The organism is Nocardioides sp. NPDC047086, assembly GCF_040643685.1.
Taxonomy (GTDB): Bacteria; Actinomycetota; Actinomycetes; order Propionibacteriales; family Nocardioidaceae; genus Nocardioides.
Window position 1 is genome coordinate 294,596 of sequence record NZ_JBEYUV010000001.1, and the last position, 12,536, is coordinate 307,131.

Annotated in this window: 14 protein-coding genes; 6 read left to right on the forward strand and 8 right to left on the reverse strand. The window is 70.5% G+C overall.

The features are described 5' to 3' along the window. Nucleotides 1-111 precede the first annotated feature (111 nt). Together ABZ796_RS01455 and ABZ796_RS01460 are read right to left on the reverse strand one after the other, a co-directional pair. The gene (locus ABZ796_RS01455; RefSeq protein ID WP_357333992.1) at nt 112-645 is read right to left on the reverse strand and encodes a cysteine dioxygenase family protein; all 534 of its coding nucleotides are present in this window, start codon (nt 643-645) and stop codon (nt 112-114) included. After that, a complete protein-coding gene (locus ABZ796_RS01460) occupies nt 642-1,535 on the reverse strand; it encodes an amidohydrolase (RefSeq protein WP_357333994.1) in 894 nt (297 codons plus the stop codon). Before ABZ796_RS01460 ends, ABZ796_RS01455 begins: the two co-directional genes overlap by 4 nt. Before the next feature lie 63 nt (nt 1,536-1,598). Here ABZ796_RS01460 and ABZ796_RS01465 point away from each other — a divergent pair, with 63 nt between their 5' ends. Next, nucleotides 1,599-2,615 carry an NADP-dependent oxidoreductase gene (locus tag ABZ796_RS01465; protein ID WP_357333995.1) on the forward strand — a complete coding sequence of 339 codons (1,017 nt, stop codon included), beginning with the start codon at nt 1,599-1,601 and terminating at the stop codon, nt 2,613-2,615. A 6-nt stretch (nt 2,616-2,621) separates the two neighbouring features. Here ABZ796_RS01465 and ABZ796_RS01470 read toward each other — a convergent pair whose 3' ends face one another. Next, nucleotides 2,622-4,004 (reverse strand): lytic murein transglycosylase, encoded by a 1,383-nt coding sequence (locus ABZ796_RS01470; RefSeq protein ID WP_357333997.1) that lies wholly within the window; start codon nt 4,002-4,004, stop codon nt 2,622-2,624. A 193-nt stretch (nt 4,005-4,197) separates the two neighbouring features. On the opposite strand from ABZ796_RS01470, the gene ABZ796_RS01475 reads away from it, so the two are divergent. The 5 genes from ABZ796_RS01475 to ABZ796_RS01495 all read left to right on the forward strand — a co-directional run bounded on the left by ABZ796_RS01475 (nt 4,198) and on the right by ABZ796_RS01495 (nt 7,915). Next, the gene (locus ABZ796_RS01475) at nt 4,198-4,968 is read left to right on the forward strand and encodes a hypothetical protein (RefSeq protein ID WP_357333999.1); all 771 of its coding nucleotides are present in this window, start codon (nt 4,198-4,200) and stop codon (nt 4,966-4,968) included. Next, nucleotides 4,965-5,696: an SDR family oxidoreductase gene (locus tag ABZ796_RS01480; protein ID WP_357334001.1), complete on the forward strand. Its 732-nt coding sequence runs from the start codon at nt 4,965-4,967 to the stop codon at nt 5,694-5,696. Before ABZ796_RS01475 ends, ABZ796_RS01480 begins: the two co-directional genes overlap by 4 nt. A gap of 36 nt (nt 5,697-5,732) precedes the next feature. Further along, on the forward strand, nt 5,733-6,113 hold the full coding sequence (locus tag ABZ796_RS01485; RefSeq protein ID WP_357334003.1) for a DoxX family protein: 381 nt from the start codon (nt 5,733-5,735) through the stop codon (nt 6,111-6,113). A gap of 83 nt (nt 6,114-6,196) precedes the next feature. Further along, nucleotides 6,197-6,967 (forward strand): glycerophosphodiester phosphodiesterase family protein, encoded by a 771-nt coding sequence (locus ABZ796_RS01490; RefSeq protein WP_357334005.1) that lies wholly within the window; start codon nt 6,197-6,199, stop codon nt 6,965-6,967. Nucleotides 6,968-6,976: 9 nt separating this feature from the next. Then, nucleotides 6,977-7,915 (forward strand): DUF5926 family protein, encoded by a 939-nt coding sequence (locus ABZ796_RS01495; protein ID WP_357334007.1) that lies wholly within the window; start codon nt 6,977-6,979, stop codon nt 7,913-7,915. 126 nt (nt 7,916-8,041) lie between these two features. Here the strand turns inward: ABZ796_RS01495 and ABZ796_RS01500 are convergent, their stop codons facing one another. The 5 genes from ABZ796_RS01500 to ABZ796_RS01520 all read right to left on the reverse strand — a co-directional run bounded on the left by ABZ796_RS01500 (nt 8,042) and on the right by ABZ796_RS01520 (nt 12,325). Beyond that, entirely contained in the window at nt 8,042-8,914 is an 873-nt protein-coding gene (locus ABZ796_RS01500; protein ID WP_357334009.1) for an AraC family transcriptional regulator, read from the reverse strand. 82 nt (nt 8,915-8,996) lie between these two features. Then, on the reverse strand, nt 8,997-9,935 hold the full coding sequence (locus ABZ796_RS01505; protein WP_357334010.1) for an adenylate/guanylate cyclase domain-containing protein: 939 nt from the start codon (nt 9,933-9,935) through the stop codon (nt 8,997-8,999). A gap of 59 nt (nt 9,936-9,994) precedes the next feature. Continuing rightward, on the reverse strand, nt 9,995-10,366 hold the full coding sequence (locus tag ABZ796_RS01510; RefSeq protein WP_357334012.1) for a cyclic nucleotide-binding domain-containing protein: 372 nt from the start codon (nt 10,364-10,366) through the stop codon (nt 9,995-9,997). Nucleotides 10,367-10,470: 104 nt separating this feature from the next. Beyond that, the gene (locus ABZ796_RS01515; protein ID WP_357334014.1) at nt 10,471-11,673 is read right to left on the reverse strand and encodes an arginine deiminase; all 1,203 of its coding nucleotides are present in this window, start codon (nt 11,671-11,673) and stop codon (nt 10,471-10,473) included. Nucleotides 11,674-11,722: 49 nt separating this feature from the next. After that, the gene (locus ABZ796_RS01520; RefSeq protein WP_357334016.1) at nt 11,723-12,325 is read right to left on the reverse strand and encodes a TMEM165/GDT1 family protein; all 603 of its coding nucleotides are present in this window, start codon (nt 12,323-12,325) and stop codon (nt 11,723-11,725) included. Nucleotides 12,326-12,536 lie beyond the last annotated feature (211 nt).

Sequence of the window (12,536 nt, forward strand, 5' to 3'; positions counted from 1 at the left end):
GTACCGTCGCGCCTCGCTTCCTCGATACTTGAAATCTGCCACATCCGTCCTGGTCTGTCGGCCAACCTGGGCTCGAAGCCCGAGATGTCGAGTCGGCGCCGCGGAGGCCGTTCAGTCCTCCAGCGGGCGCAGCTCGTCGGCGTAGGAGACCGAGACGCGACGCATCACGCCGTCGTCGCTGATCGCGTACTGCCCCATCCGCCACAGCGGTGGCGAGTAGGCGTGGATCGAGACCGAGCCGTCGGCCGCGCCGCTCATCCGGTGGATGTGGTCGGGACCGAAGCCGAAGCTGCGACGCGCGCCGACCTCCCGCTGCACGGGATCGCCGCCGAACCTCGGCTGTTGCTCGAAGACCGCTCCGTGGGTGACCGCGACCGCGCCCGAGGAGATGTCGTGGTCGTGCCAGCCGGTGTCGTCGACCGTGTTCCAGCACAGCAGCCAGACATCGATGTCCTTGTCCCGGTAGAGCGAGGCATAGTGGCGCCCGCCGGTGTCGTGGCGGACCAGGTGTGCCCATCGCTCGGGGTGCGCGGCGAGCTCGTCGACCCAGGCGCGGAGCTCGCCAGGGCTGAGCGTACGTCCCGGCAGCTTGGGCAGGTCCCCGGCACAGAGGACCGTGTCCACAGTCGGTTCGGTGATGGTCATCGGTCTCCTCCGGTCAGCAGGTGGTCGGGGTTGGTGACGAAGATCGCCCGGGTCAGGGCTTCGCCGAGGTCGGGATCCGTCGGCTCGGCGTAGGGCCGGTCCGAGCCGTTCGCGAGCGGGTCGACACCGACGACGCGCGACATCGCGTCGATCGCCTGGGTGCCGTAGGACGAGGTCTCGTAGTAGACGTGCCGGTCGATCGCGCCGAGATGGCCGCCGCGCTGGGCGAGCCGCTCGTGGTGCAGCGGCGCGAGGCCGGCCAGCGCCACGAACGCGATCCGCAGGGTGGGCAGCAACGACCGCCCCGCGACGTGCCAGGAGTGCCATGCGGCGCTCTGCTGGGCGACGTACGAGGTCAGGGCGGGCCACCAGCCGGGCACGTCGGTCGGTTTGCTCGGGCCGGCGGGTCCCGGGTGCACGAGGACGGGCAGGTCGGCCTGCTGGGCGGTTGCGAGGACCGGCGCGAGGGCCTCGAGTGCGGCCGGGGTCGCCAGCGCGGTCGCCGGTACCTGGAGGCCGTGGACGCGGTCGTGCGCCAGGGTCTCCGCGACGCCGACGAGGTCCGGTTCGACGAGGGCCGGCGCGGCCCAGAGCCCGTAGTCGTCGGGCAGGTCGTCGGCGAAGCCGTGCCAGGCGTCGAGCAGCGGGCGCGCCTCGTCCGGGGCGAGCGACTCGATCCCCAGCGGGCTGGAGAGGGACAGCAGGACGAGGCCGTGCTCCTGCTCCGCACGGCGAGTGAGATCGTGGTCCGCGGGGTCGACGGAGAAGGGCGGCTCGCCGTCGAGATGGAGCACCCAGCCGTCGAGGTACGGAGGCTGCCGCCGGCGGCGCAGCTCCTCGACCAGCGCCGGCGGCCACAGGTGCTGGTGGACGTCGACGGTGGGCTTCATGGGCTAAGTCAATAGGTTTAGTTGTCATTAATCAAGCCTGGCGCGGTGAGGCACCATGGCGGGATGACCGACACGAACACCCAGATCCTGCTCCGCGCTCGCCCGGTCGGTGAGCCGACCGCCGAGGACTTCTCGATCGTCACCTCCGAGGTGCCGACGCCCGCGGAGGGCGAGGTGCTGCTGCGTACGAAGTTCCTCTCGCTCGACCCCTACATGCGAGGTCGGATGAGCGATGCCCCCTCGTACGCCGAGCCGACCGCGCTGGGCGACGTGCTGCCCGGTGCCACGGTCGCCGAGGTGGTGGAGTCGCGCGATCCGTCGCGGCAGGTGGGTGACGTGGTGCTGGCGTACGGAGGCTGGCAGGGGTTCTCCGTCGCACCGGCCCGACACACCCGTCGCCTCGATCCGTCCGTCGCGCCGGTCTCCACCGCGCTGGGCGTGCTCGGGATGCCGGGGTTCACGGCGTACGCGGGGCTGACCCAGATCGGGCAGCCGAAGCCCGGCGAGACCGTCGTGGTGGCGGCGGCGACCGGTCCCGTCGGCGCCACCGTCGGACAGATCGCGAAGATCCTCGGCTGCCGCGCCGTCGGCATCGCCGGCGGGCCGGAGAAGGTCGCGCATCTGACCGAGCTCGGCTTCGACGCCGCCCTCGACCACCGCGCGCCCGACTTCAAGGAGCAGCTGAAGACGGCGGTCCCCGACGGGATCGACGTCTACTTCGAGAACGTCGGCGGGCACGTGTGGAACGCCGTGCTGCCGCGGCTGAACAAGTTCGCCCGGGTGCCGGTCTGCGGGATCGTCGCGCACTACAACGACACCTCCGCGCCCGAGGGGCCCGACCGGGCGCCCGGACTGATGCGGCACGTGCTCAACAAATCGCTGCTGATCAGGGGTTTCATCCAGGACGAGTTCGTCCGCGATCACCAGAAGACGTTCCTCGCCGAGGCGGCCGGCTGGCTGGCCGACGGCAGGCTGCGCTACCGCGAGGACATCACCGAGGGGCTCGAGAACGCGCCCGCCGCGTTCACCCGGATGCTCCGGGGGCAGAACTTCGGCAAGACGGTGATCAAGGTCAGCTGACCCGAATCATGCCGACGGAGTGTCGGTCGGGGCCTCCTCCGCCCCCTCTTCGGGGGCGGTGGGCTCCGGGGTGGGGTTCGCGACGCTGGCGGGGAACTTTCCGGATTCAGGGAGCGTGCGGAGGTAATCCCTGATCGCGAGGTCCTCCGGCATCGTGGTCCCCTTCGCGAACTCGACGATGCAGTCGGCGACCACTGCATCGTAGGTTTCCGGCTCCATCGCCTGAAGATCTGGGTAGACCGCGGTCGTAGCCGTCTTGCAGGGCTCGGCGAGAGTCTCGTTCGTCGCCTCGTCAGTGGGCTCCGGCTCCTCCGTGGTCGGGCGATCCGTGGGCGTCGGAGTCGGGGTCGGCGTGGGAGTCGTCGGGGTCTCGGTCTCGCCACCCGACGAGTTGTCGCCGGAGTCGGTCTCGCCCGTGTTGTTGTCGGTGGGGGACGGCGACTTGCTCGGCGCTGGAGGCTTCGGAACCGGTGCGGCCTTGATCGTCGACTTGGTGGTCGGCTTGGCCGTCGGCTTTACGGTGTTCGACGTGACCGGGAGCGGGGAGGCCGTGGGTCGCATCGACGAGGTGGAACCACCGTCCACGCTCGGCGAGCCGGGGAACTCACCGTTGCGGTACTGCCCGGCGATCTTCAGCACTGCTTCGACGTACGTGTCGCTCTGGTTGTAGCGGTAGACCGCGGAGCTGGCGCCGGCTTCGGTGCTGACGTCCTCGGTGCCGGCACACAGGTAGGCCGCGGTGGCGACGGCGGCGTCGTCCACGTCCTGGGGGTCGCGGCGGTTGTCGCCGTCCCCGTCGGCACCCACGACGGTCCAGGTGGAGGGGATGAACTGCATCGGCCCGACCGCGTGGTCGTAGACCGTGTCATGGTCGTAGAGCCCGTTGTCGGTGTCGCGGATCGCGGCGTAGTTGCCGGCGCCGTTGAGCTGCGGGCCGATGATCGCGGGGAGGGCGAGGCCGTTGGAGTTGAGCTCGCTGCCGCCGAAGCGTCCGTGGTTGCTCTCGACCATGCCGATCGCGGCGACCAGCGCCCAGTCGATGCGGCAGGAGGCGTCGGCGTCGTTGAGCACGGTGGCCGAGCGCTGGTAGGCAGCCAGGGCGACCGGCGGGATCGACAGCTCCTCGGCGTTGGAGGCCAGCCGCACCGCGTCGGTGGGGGTCAGGTTCTTCACGCCACCCAGACCGCCGGAGATGCCGAGGGGGTCCTGAAGAGCGCCCGGATCGGGCAGCTCAGGCTGCTGATGACCGGTGTCGAGGTTCCCCTCGTTCGGGGCCGCGACGGCGAAGGCAGCGGTCAGCGCGACGGCGGCAACGGCCCGAGGCCCGATGCTGGTCAGCGCCGCTGTACTGATGCTTCTGGCCCAGAATTTTCGGGGTGCTTTGCTCATGCCGGTCTCACCTCTTCCACGCGTGGGGTACGTGTCCGTCCCATGAGCCTACCCAGGTATCCCATTTGCATGCTCGGCAAATAAGAAATCCCTACACGACGGCGAAGAATGTCAACGGTCGGGCACCTGACGTTGGGCAGGTGTTCCCCGGCTCGCCGCCTGGGCTCACCTTGCGCCTGTCACCGTGGACGACATGACTGAACGGGCTCGTCTGTGGATGGTTCCGCTGGTCGCGGCCGCGGGTTGGGGCATCGGTTTCCTGCCGCAGCTCGTCCGGCCGCAGCCGCTCCTGCTCGCCCCGATGGTCGCCGAGCTGGTCTCGTTCACGTTGCTCGCCGCCGCGCTCGGTGGGCTCGCTGCGGGGCTGCGCCCGGACCGACGGCTGCTCGGTTCCGTGCTCGCCGGCGCAGGCGTCGTCGCCGCGGCCTTCTCGGGGCTGATGTTCGCCACGGGACCGGCGGCGACCGACCCCTCGATGCTGACCCATCTGATCGCCATCGCCGCGATCACGACGTTCGCCGGTCTCGCCGCCGGGATCGCCGCGAGCCTCGGGCCGTGCGTGCTGCGGGCTCCGATGCTGGCCGCGCCGGCCGTCTGCGTACCCCTCTGGCTGGACGGGATGCTTCCCGGTGAGCTGCCGTCGTCGGTCATCGACGCGCTGCTGGCGGCCGCGCTGGTGACCGTGCTCGTGACGTCCGTACGCCGCGCCGTCGATGTCGTCGCCTGGGTGCCCGCCTGGATCCTGGGCTGGGCGATGCAGACGCTGCTGACGGTGCTGGTGGCCATCGGCGTACTCATCCAGGAAGGCCGCTCGGTCGACGCCGGGCTGCTCTCCGCACACCTCGTCTACTTCCACGAGCGCTGGAACGAACCCGCGGTGCACTACCCGGCCGGATGGGCGCTCGCCGGCGTCCTGGCACTGGCGTTGGTGGCCTGGCGGCTGCGTGACACCCTTCGGGTGTGAAAGACGGATCTCTGCGCACGCTCGTCACCGGAGGCACCCGCGGCATCGGCGCCGCCATCGCTCATCGGCTGGCCGCTGACGGCCACTCCCTCGTGCTCGGCTACCTGTCCGACGAGTCCGCGGCCGTCGCGACGCGCGACGAGGTCCGGGCCCTCGGGGTCTCCTGCGAGATCGTGGCCGCGGACATCACCACCGACGCCGGGATCGCCGCGCTCTTCGAGGCTGCCGGAGCGGTCACCGGCGTGGTCAACAACGCGGGCGCGACCTATCGCTACGCGCCCCTCGTCGAGACTCCCGCGGACGAGATCCGGAGGACGTACGACGTCAACCTGGTCGGTCCCACGCTGGTCGCCCGCGCGGCCGTGTCGGCGCTCGCCGAGGGCGGCGGTGTCATCGTGAACATCTCCTCGGGCGCCGCGACGCTGGGATCGCCGGGTGAGTACGTCCACTACGCCGCCGCGAAGGCCGGGATCGACGCGCTCACCAAGGGCCTCGGGCTCGAGGTCGCCCCGCTCGGCATCCGGGTCGTCGCGGTCGCTCCCGGGCTCACCGAGACCGACATGCACGCCAACACCGGCGACCCCGGCCGGATCGCGCGGATGGCGCCCCAGATCCCGATCGGCCGCGCGTCCTCGCCCGACGAGGTCGCCGAGGCGGTCGTCTGGCTGATGAGCGACAAGGCCTCGTACGTCACCGCGACCACGCTGCGGGTGGCCGGCGGGCGGTGATGTCACAGGACGGTGGCGTACCTCGTCCTGGTTGGCATGAACATCATCCTGTGGATCGTGACGATCTTTCTCGCTGCCGGCTTCCTGGCCGGTGGACTGGCGATGCTGCTGCTCTCGAAGGAGCGGTTCCGCAACGCGTTCGACGGGTGGCGCTACGCCGATGACTTCCCGGAGGGTTTCCTCAAGGTCATCGGCGTGATGAAGCTGCTGGCCGCCGCCGGGCTGATCCTGCCCGCCGTGACCGGGGTCGCGACATGGCTGGTGCCGCTCGCCGCTCTCGGGCTGGTGCTGCTCATGACCGGCGCGACGACCACCCGCATCATCCGCAGGGAGTGGGGCGCCGCCGTCGGGGACCTCGTCTTCTGGTCGCTGGCCGCGTTCGTCGCCTTCGGTCGCCTCGAGGTCATGCCGCTCTAGGACCGCGGAGTACGCGGCGGGGTAACGATTTTCGATGACGTGTCGTGCGCACGCGGGGTTGTCCGATGGACCACAATCTCCTCATGAGGCCCCAGGTCGTCGCGCATCGCGGCGCCAGTCACGAGATCGCGGAGCACACCCTGGCTGCGTACGTCGCAGCCCTGGACGCGGGTGCGGACGCCCTGGAGTGCGACGTACGCCTGACCATGGACGGGCATCTCGTCTGTGTCCACGACCGGCACCTGCGCCGGATCGGCGCCCGTGGACTGGTCTCGGAGATGACCCTCGCCGAGCTGCAGGCGATCGACTTCGCGGCCTGGAAGAACGGGTTCTGGGAGGGCGAGGACGAGCCGCCGGACCGGGACATGCGGGGCGTGCTCACGCTGCACCGGCTGCTGCGGGCGGTGCGGGACTACGGCCGGCACGTCGAGATGGCGATCGAGACCAAGCACCCCACGCGCTACGGCGGGCTGACCGAGGGCCGACTGGTCGACGTGCTCAACGACTTCGGCTGGGCGGGACCGGGCAGCCCGGTGCGGGTGATGAGCTTCTCCTTCACGGCACTTCAGCGGGTGGAGCGGCTGGCGCCGGGCGTACCTCTGGTCCAGCTCATCGACCGTGCTGCCAACTGGTCGCTCCTGCGCCACGCGATCGGTCCGGACTGGTGGCTCGGGGCGGGCATCGAGATGCTCACCGCCCATCCCAAGCTCGGGCGGCGGTTGGCCTCGAAGGGCCGCAACCTCCACGTCTACACCGTCAACACCGAGGAGCAGCTCAAGCTCTGCCTCGACCTCGGCGTCAACGCGGTCATCACCGACCGTCCGGGGTTCATGCTGGAGCTCCTCGGCCGTTAGGGTTTGGCCGTGGCCAAGAAGTCCCGAGTCAAGAACCGTCAGGTGGCTGCGGCCCCGACGGAAGGTCCCAACCCGCGCGCGGCCTGCCCGTGCGGGTCCGGCAAGCGCTACAAGGCGTGCCACGGTGCCGCCGGCGGTGCGTTCGTGGGGCGCCCGTTCGAGGGCCTGCCCGGCGAGTGCGACCTGGTCGCGCTGCGTGAGCTGGTGCCCTCGGCGACGGTGTCGCTGACGGTGAAGGGCTTCGAGTCGACCCCTGTCACCCTGGGCACCCTGCTGCCCGGCGCCGCGCCGGCGATGTCGCGCGACTCCGGCGAGGTCTGGGCCGGGCTGCAGGTGCAGCACAACTACGGCGACGTGTCGCGGGACGTGGCCGCGGCGCTGCTCCAGGCGCTGGAGAATCGCGCCGCCGGTGAGTCCGGGATCTACGGTCTGACCACCGCGCCCGGTCCCGGGCCGCGGCTGCAGGACCTGGTGACCGACTCGTCCCTGGCCGTCACCGTCCACGAGGGCTTCGACTGGTGGCTCGCCGACGTCGAGGACAAGGGCGACTTCGAGCACGCGCTCGAGCACGCCAACGAGTCGGTGCTGCCGACGCAGCGACTGACCTCGGTCGAGGCTGCGTACTGGACCTCGGTCGGCTCCAAGGAGCACCTGCGCTGGGTGATGCCCGAGCCCGAGGACGCCCTGCTGACCGCGCTCGCGCGACTGCACGTGACCGGTGACGACGTGATCGTCCCCGACGCCCGTTTCGTCGGCATGTTCCGTGCCCACGGTCTGCTGGCCCCCGTCTGGGACCTGCCGGTCGGCACCGGCGCCGAGGCGCTCGAGGAGCCGGCGGTAGCGTTCAAGAAGCTGCTCGACGAGGCCCTCGCCGACGACTCCGAGATCACTCCCGAGGTGCGCTCCGCTCGCGCCGGGCTCGCGAACCGTCAGGTCACGATCCGCTGACCCTCGCCGGTCGAGCCGCGAGCGCTAGCGAGCGTGTCGAGACCAACACAGTCCCATCGGCGCTCGATTCGACCGTGTTGGTCTCGACACGCCTCCGCCTAGCGGCTACGGCGGCTCGACCAGCGGTTACCGCTCGACCGGCAACCAGAGCTCGCACGAGGCGTACGTCTCGGTGAGCTCGAGATAGCGCAGGACGGACGGCCCGGGGCGCAGGCGCCACGGGTTCGACGGGAACCAGTCGGTCGCGGTGGCGGCCCAGAGCTGCTGGAGCGCCTCGGGGTGCGGGCCGCTGGAGGCGAAGACCGCCCAGGACCCGGCCGGAACGGTGATGCTGTCGAGCCCGTCGGGCACCTCGGTCGACGCGGTGACCGCGACCCCGTGCAGATAGGTGATCATCGACCCCTCCGGCGCATCGGGCGCGGCGGAGTCGGTGACGGCGAGGATGCCGCGCGGGTCGGTGTCGTTGAGCTCCTTGAGCCGTACGTGTTCCGACGGCTCGAGTGAGGCGATGTGGGCCTGGATGTGCGGGTTCACGCCCTCGTAGATCAGCGGGACCTTGGCGGCGTGGCCGACCAGCCGGAGCTCGGGCATGTCGGCGATGGTGACGTCCATCGGGGTGCTCCCTTCGACGCTCAGACGGAATCTGAGCGTGGGTTGTGTACGTAGCGGACCACCGGATCGACGTACGTCGGCGGGCGCCGAACCGTGCACAGCACGGAACGCGCGCCCGAACGCCTCGGTCGAGCCGTAGCCGTAGCGCACCGCGACCTCCAGGAGGTCGGGGGCGCCGGCCACCAGGTCGGCCGCTGCCAGGGTCATCCGGCGGCGGCGTACGTACTCCGACAGGGGCATCCCGGCCAGCGCCGAGAACATCCGGCGCAGGTGGTACTCGGTGGTGCCGTGGTCGCGGGCGACCCGAGCCACGTCCACCTCGCCGGTGAGCCCCTCGTCGAGCTCGGCCTCGACCAGGTCGACCAGGGTGTTGAGCGTGCCGATCATGTGGTCCTCCTTTCACCATCAAGCCTGGCTGGGGAGCACCTCTCCGGGCCCGACTTTCCTGGCCCGGTTCGGTCGGGCGGGTTCAGTCGGTTTGGGAACGCAGCCGGAACGCCTGCAGTCGGGAGTAGCCCTTCACGCTCGCACGCCGCATCTTCTCGATCCGGAAGCCGTCGACGTCCTCGAGCGCGGCGGCCGCGTTCTCGTCGATGACCACCGACGAGGGCCGGGCCAGAGTCGTGAGTCGGGCGGCGATGTTGACCGTCGGGCCGAAGACGTCGCCGAGCCGGAGCACCACGTCACCGTAGGAGATCCCGGCTCTGACGTGCGGAAACGCACTATCTTTGTCTTCTCCGAGGGCAGCCAGCTCGAGCGCCGCCCGTGCCGCTGCCTCGACGTCCTCGAAGGTGAAGAACACCCCGTCGCCGAGATACTTGATCACCCGCCCGCCGTGCTCGACGACGACGTCGGAGCAGGTGTCCTCGAACTCCTCGACCCAGTCGACCAGCTCCTTGTCGCTGAGCCGTTTCGAGCGGGAGGTGTAGCCGACGATGTCGAGGAAGCCGACCGCCAGCGGCACCGCGGAGGCGTCCGCGACGGTGAGCATCCGTCGCGCGGCGCTGACCAGATGGCGGCGCCAGACGTAGTCCTGCAGCGACTCGACCAGCGGCAGCACCTGCGCGCTCAGCGCGACCAGGTCCTCGACCTCGTCACCGCCGCGCTCCCGGGCGACCTCGGCCAGCAGCGACGTCTGCCATTCGGCCAGGCGCGCGTAGGAACGTCCCCAGGTCCGCACGAGCGCCGCCTGCCGGTCCTCGCTGAGCACCCCGAGGCGTACGAGCTCCTGCGTCATCCGCAACGCCTCGACATCGGCCTCCGTGAAGGCGACCTCGTCCTCGCCCGCGTGCGGGAAGCCGAGGTGGTGCCAGAGGTCCTCGGCAACCTCCATGGGTACGCCGGCGGCCTTCGCGACATCGAGCCGGGTGAGCGTGGGCTCCTGGCCGAGGACGAAGGACTCGACCACGGCCAGGGCCTCGGCGAGCTCGATGTCGGCCTCCTGGCTGCGGGGCTGGTCGTCGAGCGTCAGGAGCCGAACCTCTCCTTGGCGACCTTCTCCAGCGCCCTCGCGAACGTCGGCATCTCGACGGACAGCTGCTGCAGCTTGTCGGCGCTGAGGTGGATCAGGTCGAGCGGGGTGAGGGCGACGATGGAGGCCGTACGCAGCGAGCCCCTCATGATCGCCGCCTCGCCGATGATGTCACCGGGACCGCACTGGGCGATCTCCTCCTTGTCACGGCGGACCGAGACGGTGCCGTCGAGGATGATGTAGGCCTTGTCCGGCGGGGTGTCCTCCCAGATCGGCGACCAGCCCTCCGGCAGATGCACGCGGGTGCCGGTGGCGCTGATGTGCGCGATCTCCTTGGGCGTGAACATGGAGAAGAACGACTCGGTCACGAGGGTTTCCTTCGGGGTCGGCTGTGGGGTGGCTGCCGCTGTGTGACGGCGGTTACAGAGATCAACGATGTTCGTCCACAGGGGTTACCCGCGGGTTCGGTCGGTTATGCGGGCAGCGGGTCGCGGGCGATCGGGCAGCTCATGCATCGCGGGCCGCCGCGGCCGGAGCCCAGCTCGGAGCCGGCGATCGCGATGACCTCGATGCCGGCGGACTCCAGGGCCCCGTTGGTCTGCGTGTTGCGCTCGTAGGCGACGACCACGCCCGGCGCCAGTGCCAGGGTGTTGTTGCCGTCGTCCCACTGCTCGCGCTCGGCGGCGACCGGATCGAGCCCGGTGTCGACGTGGTGGAGCTTGTCGATGCCCATCGCCTCGGCCGCGACCTCGAGGAATGGGCGCGGGTCCGCGATGTTCAGCCGACCGTCGTCGCCCGCGGGAGTCACGGCGTACGCCACCAGCGAGTCGACCGCGTTGGGGTAGATCACCATCTGGTCGGTGTTCACCAGCGTGGCGATCGTGTCCAGGTGCATCGTCGCGCGCTCCTGCGCGATCGGCACCGCGAGCACGGTGTGGGCGAGCTCCTCGGCGAAGACCTGGCGGGCGAGTCGCTCGGCCCCGGCGGGGGTGGTGCGCTCGCCGACGCCGACCGCGACGACACCGGGAGCGAGGAGGAGTACGTCCCCGCCCTCGACGTGCTCCAGGTGGGCGCCGTGCAGCCGCGGGCTGGCCCGGAAGCGCGGGTGGAACTGGTAGATCAGCTCGGTGAGCGCGGTCTCGCGCTTGCGAGCCGGCATCGCCAGCGACGTGACGGTGGCCCGATCGCGGATCCACACCGAGGAGTCGCGCGTGAAGAGCAGGTTGGGCAGCGGGTCGATCAGGAAGTCGTCGTGGGCGAGGAGGCTGGTGACCAGACCGTGGCCGCCGCGTACCTCGTCGTTGCGGATGCCCGCGGTCAGATGGTCGGTCAGCTCGGCCGGACCGGCGTCGGCGAGGGCGCCGCTCAGGTAGTCGCGCAGGGTGTCGCCCAGGGTGAGCGAGCCCAGCACGTTCTCGAGCGCCAGCTTCCGCGCCTCGGGCACCTCGAGGGTCTCGGTGAGCAGGTCGGTCAGATAGAGCACCTCGACGTCGCGATCCCGCAGCGCGGCCGCGAAGGCGTCGTGCTCGTCCTGGGCCCGCTTCACCCACGGGATGCCGTCGAAGAGGAGCTTGTCGTTGTTGCGCGGCGTCAGCCGGGTCAGCTCCCGGCCGGGCCGGTGGAGCATCACCGTACGCAGTCGTCCGACCTCGCTGTCGGCGCCAAGTTCTACCATGCCGGGCAGCCTAGGCGACCGTCGCTCAGGCGAACACCCTTCGACAAGCTCAGGACATCGCCTCGACCAACGTCAGGATGCCCAGGACGAGGCAGACGAGGGCTCCGACGTAGTGCAGGACGTGCAGCTTGATGAACCGGAGCAGCGTACGTCCCAGCAGCACGGCGAGCCCCGACACCGTCAGCAGCGCGGCCCAGGAACCGATGAAGACCGAGACCGGGTCGTGGTAGCGGGCCACCAGCGAGACGCTCAGCAGCTGGGAGAGGTCTCCCCACTCAGCTGCGAAGAGGACCATGAAGCTCGCCAGGATCTGGCGGAAGCCGCGTACGTCCTTCGCCTTCTCGGCGAACTCGCTGCCGTCCTCCTCGGTCGCGGTGCCGTGGTGGCGGCGCCCCTCGATGAACAGGAACACCGCGCCGCCGAGGAAGAGCAGGGCGGCGACGATGTGGATCAGGTCGGTAGGTAGGAGCGTGGCCACCCCGCCGATCGCCACCGCGATGAGCGTCTGGATCCCGAACGCCGCGCCCACCCCGAGCCACACGAAGATCGGCCGGTACTTCGTCGACAGCACCAGTGTCGCCAGGAACGTCTTGTCGGGGAGCTCGACGACGAAGATCGCGGCGAAGGCCAGCGCGACGACGGTGATGTCCATCAGGGTGTCCGTTCCAGTTCTTTACGTCCGACCCTCATCCTCGCACTCGCCACGTTGGTCGAGCCGCCGGAGCCGCTAGGCGGAGGCGTGGGGGGGGGGGGGGGGGGGGCGGGGGGGGGGGGGGGCGGGGGGGGGGGGGGGGGCCCCCCGGGCCGCAGCGGGGAGGGGCCGGGGGACCCCCGCCGCCACCAGGACCGCGGGCGCGCAGCGC

What these genes read in the sequence shown, in the direction of transcription:
- ABZ796_RS01475 (WP_357333999.1), top strand. Translation starts at nt 4,198, where the DNA reads ATGACTGAACGGGCTCGTCTGTGGATGGTTCCGCTGGTCGCGGCCGCG.
- ABZ796_RS01490 (WP_357334005.1), top strand. Translation starts at nt 6,197, where the DNA reads ATGAGGCCCCAGGTCGTCGCGCATCGCGGCGCCAGTCACGAGATCGCG.
- ABZ796_RS01520 (WP_357334016.1), bottom strand. Translation starts at nt 12,325, where the DNA reads ATGGACATCACCGTCGTCGCGCTGGCCTTCGCCGCGATCTTCGTCGTC.
- ABZ796_RS01470 (WP_357333997.1), bottom strand. Translation starts at nt 4,004, where the DNA reads ATGAGCAAAGCACCCCGAAAATTCTGGGCCAGAAGCATCAGTACAGCG.
- ABZ796_RS01500 (WP_357334009.1), bottom strand. Translation starts at nt 8,914, where the DNA reads ATGATCGGCACGCTCAACACCCTGGTCGACCTGGTCGAGGCCGAGCTC.
- ABZ796_RS01465 (WP_357333995.1), top strand. Translation starts at nt 1,599, where the DNA reads ATGACCGACACGAACACCCAGATCCTGCTCCGCGCTCGCCCGGTCGGT.
- ABZ796_RS01485 (WP_357334003.1), top strand. Translation starts at nt 5,733, where the DNA reads ATGAACATCATCCTGTGGATCGTGACGATCTTTCTCGCTGCCGGCTTC.
- ABZ796_RS01455 (WP_357333992.1), bottom strand. Translation starts at nt 645, where the DNA reads ATGACCATCACCGAACCGACTGTGGACACGGTCCTCTGTGCCGGGGAC.
- ABZ796_RS01460 (WP_357333994.1), bottom strand. Translation starts at nt 1,535, where the DNA reads ATGAAGCCCACCGTCGACGTCCACCAGCACCTGTGGCCGCCGGCGCTG.
- ABZ796_RS01515 (WP_357334014.1), bottom strand. Translation starts at nt 11,673, where the DNA reads ATGGTAGAACTTGGCGCCGACAGCGAGGTCGGACGACTGCGTACGGTG.